The organism is Cyclobacterium sp., from assembly GCF_014762705.1.
GTDB lineage: Bacteria > Bacteroidota > Bacteroidia > Cytophagales > Cyclobacteriaceae > Cyclobacterium.
In genome coordinates this window covers 1-5,876 of record NZ_JABURL010000005.1, presented here as the reverse complement: position 1 = coordinate 5,876, position 5,876 = coordinate 1, and the positions used below count along the sequence as shown (strand labels likewise).

Genomic DNA, 5,876 nt, shown 5'->3' with positions numbered 1-5,876 from the left:
GCACCCCATATCTCAATTCATCACCACTTCGTCTACCATGAGCCAGGCCTTGCTGCCGGCCGCTCCGTGCCAGGCGGGGAGTTTGTCCACCGGTTTGGCCAGCAGTTTGAGCTGCTTTACCGCTTTGGCAGAGAAGGGGATATCCACCTGCCGGAGCAGGGAGGGAGCGTCCTTCTGCAAGGGGGCCGGCCTGTAGGTGTCGGCGAGCTTCCATTCCTGAGCCTCGCTTTCCCTGGTCCACAGCTGCACCTCTCCTGGCGGAAAGAAGCGGGCACCAGGATTTTGCCATAGGGAAAGTGCCAGCTTGCTGATGTCGGTGGGCTGATCAAACTCCATTTCCACTTCCAGGGGATTGTTGAAAAAGCCCAGCCAGTTCAGGTTCCAGACATCCGGTATGGCTTTCTTCCGGTCAAAGAGGCTTTCCTGACCGTCCCCTTTGTAGCGGTCCTCGGGCAGGTAGTTCATCTGAAAGGAGGAAGGACCCAGGGTGGCCCTGATGAATTCCGCCTCGGCTTTTTCGCTGCCGATCCAGCCTTCGGCGAAGGCCCTGGCCTTGACGGTCAGGTTTTTATCTATGACCAGGGGTTTTTCGTACAGCTCATAATTGCTGCTGTCGGGTTCCGAGCCGTCCAGGGTGTAGAATATACTGGTGGCACCTATGGGATGGCTGAGCTCTACGGTAAGCTGGTCCCGGAAGAAGGCCCGGTCAAAACGGATCACCGGGGGGTTGAGCATCAACACCTCTCCACTGACCTGGGTGCCGGTTTCAACGGCGGTACCCGGCAGGGCCGCCTGCAACTCTTCCAGGGATTCCCCGGAAAGACCGGTGTTCCAGACAAAGAGTTTTTTGAGCTGATCCATTTCCGAAAGGTGCTCCACGGCGGTTTCATCCAGCGGATTGCCGGAAAGGGACAGCAGGCTCAGGTTTTCAAGGGCCGTCAGGTGTTGCAGCCCATCCCCTTTGATGGAGGCAAAATTAAGGTACAGTTTCTCCAGGTTGGCAAAAGGGGCCAGGGATTCCAGGTCGGCATCCCCTACGGGCATGTTGTTCAGGTTGATGGACACGGTCTGCTGGTGTACCGGGCCAAGGTCTTTTAAGGATTCGGGGTCAAAACTGGCCCTGCCGAAGTAGCTGACCGAGAGTGCCGGGGATTCCAGGCCCAGGGGCTGCACCTTGCGGTAAAAATTATTGAGCTCTTCCACCGTTTCATCGGAAACCTTTTTAAAGTCATAGCTTTTGGGGGCAGCCGTAAACTTATCGACCGCCAGGCTGTAAATGGAGCTGCTGTCCGGAAGCTCCAGGACCTTCTTGTCAATAATGGCGCCGCTGCTAATCCATGCCTCCAGGATGGCCCTTTCCTCATCGGTAAGCTGGGGCTTGCCCTCCGGGGGCATGTGTTCTTCGTTTTCTTCGGGAAGGTTGATCCGCTGGGCCATGAGGCTGTTTTCCAGGTCATGGGGTACCAGGGCCGGCCCTGATTCCCCGCCTTTCAGCAGGTTTTCGGGGCTGTCCATCCTGAGTTCGCCTTTCTGCTTGGAGGCTTTGTGGCAGCCGACGCATTTGTTTTCAAGGATGGGATAAACCACATGGGCAAACACTTCTGCTTCTTCCAGGCTCACCGTAACCGCATTGTTTTGCTGTAGCGGGGCGGTGATGAAATTGTCTCCGTGGGTAATGGAGGCCCCCAGATGGCCGGAAACTACAACGGCCAGGGCCAGAAAGGCCGAGCCGGCCTTGATGAGCAGGTGTCTTTGGCTGTCCAAAAAGTAGTAGAGCAGGGAGGCGGTCCAGAATACTCCCAGACCGGTCCATTTGTGCCAGACCAGGGCTTCCTGTGCGTATCCCGACTCATGGGAAAGCAGCAGGCCGGCGATAACGGTAAAGCCCGCTGTAAGGGTGCCCAACAGCAAAAGGTCGGTGCCGTACATGTGGCTGTCCTCCTTGTTTTTCAACAAGTCAGGAATGGCGACCAGCAGCAGGGCCAGTAAAATGATGACAATGGGAAAATGCAAGAGCAGGGGATGCATTCTCCCGAATACATGCAGCCAGTCGGGGATCAGGACCCGGTTTTCCGCCACCACCAGAAACAATACAAATACGTTGACGGCAAATAGGACCTGGCCCAGTATGGCCTTCAGTTTGGATGATAACATAAAAGAGCGAATAGGGGGTTTACCAAGAATTACAAGGGTCAGGCCATGATGTCCTTGACCAGGTTGCCGGCCACGTCGGTGAGCCGGTATCTTCTGCCCTGGTGCCTGAAGGTCAGTTTTTCATGGTCCACGCCCAGCAGGTGCAGCATGGTGGCGTGGAAATCATGGACATGGACGGGGTCTTTAACGATATTGTAGCCGAATTCGTCCGTTTCACCGTAGGTGATGCCCGGTTTCACGCCGCCGCCGGCCATCCATATGGAAAAGGCCCTGGGGTGGTGGTCCCTGCCGTAATTTTCGGCCGAGAACCTTCCCTGGCAGTAATTGGTTCGTCCAAACTCCCCGCCCCAGATGACCAGGGTCTCGTCCAGCAGCCCCCTTTGCTTCAGGTCTGTGATCAGGGCCGCCGAGGCCTGGTCGGTGTCCAGGGCCTGGCCCGCCATCTCGTTGGGCAGGTTGCCGTGCTGGTCCCAGCCCTGGTGGTAGAGCTGGACAAAGCGCACGCCGTTTTCGGAGAGCTTTCTGGCCAGCAGGCAATTGGCCGCATAGGTGCCGGGAACCAGGCATTCCGGCCCGTAAAGCTTCACAATACTGTCGGGTTCCCTGGTGACGTCGGTTACTTCGGGAACGGCCGTCTGCATGCGGTAGGCCATTTCGTATTGCTGGATCTTGGCGCTGATCTCCGGATCGCCGAAGGACTGGTAGTTCATCTGGTTCAGGGCGGATATTTTATCCAGCATGCGCCTCCTGTCTGCTTTGTTCATGCCTTCCGGATCATTGAGGTAGAGTACCGGGTCGTCTCCGCTGGAGAACTGCACGCCCTGGTGCACCGAATCCAGGAAACCATTGGTCCACAACTTGGAGTAGACGCCCTGTCCGTTGCCTTTGCCGCGGGAGAGCAGCACGCAGAAACTGGGCAGGTTGTTGTTTTCGCTTCCCAGGCCGTAGCTCAGCCAGGCGCCCATGCTGGGCCGGTTGCCCACCTGGGCTCCTGTCTGGAAAAAGGTAAGGGCCGGGTCGTGGTTGATGGCTTCGGTGTGCATGGATTTTACGATACAGAGCTCGTCTACTATTTTAGCCGTATAGGGAAACAGGTCGCTGACCCAGGCACCGGACTGGCCGTATTGGCTGAAGCCGTGATAGGAGCCCACCAGGGGAAAGGAGGACTGTCCGGCGGTCATGCCGGTGAGGCGCTGTCCTTTCCGGATGGAATCGGGCAGTTCTTCTCCTATCCGCTCGTTGAGCATGGGTTTGTAATCAAAGGATTCCAGCTGACTGGGCGCCCCGTTTTGAAACAGGTAAATCACCCTTTTGGCCTTGGGGGCAAAATGGGGCAGGCTGGCCATCAGTTTGTCGGTGTCCAGTTGGGATTTGCCGTCGAACAGGTCGGGGATAAGCAGTGAACCCAGGGCCACACTTCCCAATCCCAGGCTCATTTTGGACAGAAACTTCCTTCTGTTTTCATTCAGTCCGCTTTCTAATCTTTCTTTTTCCATATCAGGTCTTGGTAATCGCTTCTTCTACATTGTAAATGGCCACCACTACCTGCATGAGGGCGGCGGTCTCGGGTTTATCGGCTTCCGGCCCCAGGGGGAATTCCCCTTTCTGGACCGTTTCCAGGATTTTTTCGGGCGCTTTCCGGAACCTTTTCAGTTCCTCCCGGTAATATTCCACCAGCAGGTCCAGCTCCTCTTCGGCGGGAGCCCGGCAAATGATCCGGGCAAAGGCTTCCTGAACGGCTTGCTCAGCGTCTTTACCTTCAGCTATGAGCCGGCTGGCCATTACCCTGGATGCTTCCAGCACCAGTGGGTCGTTCAGCATGGCCAGTGCCTGCAGCGGGGTGTTTGTTCTGTTTCTGGTTACCTCGCACACGTCCCTGTTGCTTCCATCAAAGATGATGGGTTTCGGGGGTGGGGAGGTCAGCTTGATGAAGGTGTACAGCCCCCTTCTGTAGAGTGAGGCTCCTTCGTCCTGCCGGTATTCGGCCAGTTCCCCCCTGCCGGAGGTGGAGGCTTCCCACAGCCCCTCGGGCTGGTAGGGTTTTACGCTGGGCCCGCCGATCTCCCGTACCATCAACCCGCTGCTGTAGAGGACCATGTCCCGGATGTGTTCGGCGTTCATCCTGATCCTGGGAGCCCTTGCCAGGTAGAAATTGTCCGGGTCAGCCTCCATCTTCTTTTTGTCCACGGCAGCGGCCTGCTGGTAGGTGGCCGAGCTCACGATGGTCCTGATCAGGTGTTTGATATCCCATCCGCTTTCCCGGAAGTCTACCGCCAGCCAGTCCAGCAGTTGGGGATGGGTGGGCAGTTTGCCCTGCATGCCGAAGTCTCCGGCGGAGCGCACGATCCCCGCTCCGAAGAGCTCCTGCCAGATCAGGTTGACGAATACACGGGCCGTCAAGGGGTTTTGCTCCCCGAAGGTCCACCGGGCCAGGCCCAGGCGGTTTTTGGGGTATTTGTTTTCGTCGAATGGCAGGATGGCTTCCGGCGTGGAGGCACTGACTTCTTTGGTGGGCTGGTTGTACATCCCGCGGTCCAGCACGTAGGTCTGCCGGAGTGTGTCCTTAAAATCTTCCATGACCGATACCATGATCCGGCTGGTGTCCTGGTGGTTGACAAAGTCGAGCACGCCGTCCAGGTCATCGTGTTCGATCCACATGATGGGCTGTTTGGCGGGCTTGGAAATGCTCACGTCTCCTTCATAGCCTTTTTCCGGCGTGTTGTTGAAAAAGGCGTACATCTGAAAGTAGTTTTCCTGGGAGATGGGGTCGAATTTGTGGTCATGGCACTGGGCGCATTCCACGGTCATGCCCAGGATGGCTTTGCTGAAGGTGTTGGTCTTGTCCACGTTGTACTCCACGCGGTATTCCTCGGGAATCACACCGCCTTCTTCGGTATATTTGTGGTTCCGGTTAAATGCCGTGGCCAATATCTGCTCCTTGCTCGGTTCGGGCAAAAGGTCCCCGGCCAGCTGCCAGGTGATGAACTGGTCGTAGGGCATGTTTTTGTTGAAGGCATGGATGACCCAGTCGCGGTAGGGCCATTGGGTACGGATATTGTCGTCCTGATAGCCGTAGCTGTCCGAGTACCTGGATATGTCCATCCACAGCACGGCCATGCGCTCGCCGAAAGCGGGGCTTTCCAGCAGGCGGTCGATGATTTTTTCTGTGGCCTGCGGGGACTCATCGGCATCGTATTCCCGCATCAGCTCCAGCCCCGGAGGAAGACCGGTCAGGTCTATGCTCAGCCTTTTGAGCAGGTGCATTTTATCTGCGGGTAAGTTTGGCTTCAGCCCGAGTCTGTCCAGCTTTGCCAGGATAAAGTGGTCGATTTCATGTTGCGCCCATTCAGGATCGGATACTTCGGGAAGATCCGATTTGACGGGGGGCACGAATGCCCAGTGGGGTTCGTAGGCAGCGCCCTGTTTGATCCATTTTCTGATGGTCTCTTTTTCTTGCTCGGTGAGCTTGAGGTTGGACTCCGGTGGGGGCATCATCTCGGTCTCATCGCTGCTCTCCAGCCTTCTGACCACCTCGGAGGCGGCCGGCTTGCCGGGCACGATGGCATGGGCCCCGGGGTTTTCCTTCAGCGCTGCGTAGGCACTCTCTGCCATGTCCAGACGGAGACCGGACTCACGCTTGTTTTCGTCCGGCCCATGGCAGGCAAAACAATTGTCCGAAAGGATCGGCCTGACATGAAAGTTATAGCTGACCTGGTCTCCTG

At 57.0% G+C, this 5,876-nt stretch carries 3 protein-coding genes; all 3 read right to left on the bottom strand.

The features are described from left to right. Positions 1 to 12: 12 nt before the first annotated feature. The gene (locus HUJ21_RS00035; RefSeq protein ID WP_291366228.1) at positions 13 to 2,154 is read right to left on the bottom strand and encodes a c-type cytochrome domain-containing protein; all 2,142 of its coding nucleotides are present in this window, start codon (positions 2,152 to 2,154) and stop codon (positions 13 to 15) included. Positions 2,155 to 2,192: 38 nt separating this feature from the next. Continuing rightward, a complete protein-coding gene (locus tag HUJ21_RS00030) occupies positions 2,193 to 3,650 on the bottom strand; it encodes a DUF1501 domain-containing protein (RefSeq protein ID WP_291366227.1) in 1,458 nt (485 codons plus the stop codon). A gap of 1 nt (position 3,651) precedes the next feature. Then, on the bottom strand, positions 3,652 to 5,876 hold a 2,225-nt coding region (locus tag HUJ21_RS00025), incomplete at its 5' end, for a PSD1 and planctomycete cytochrome C domain-containing protein (protein ID WP_291366226.1).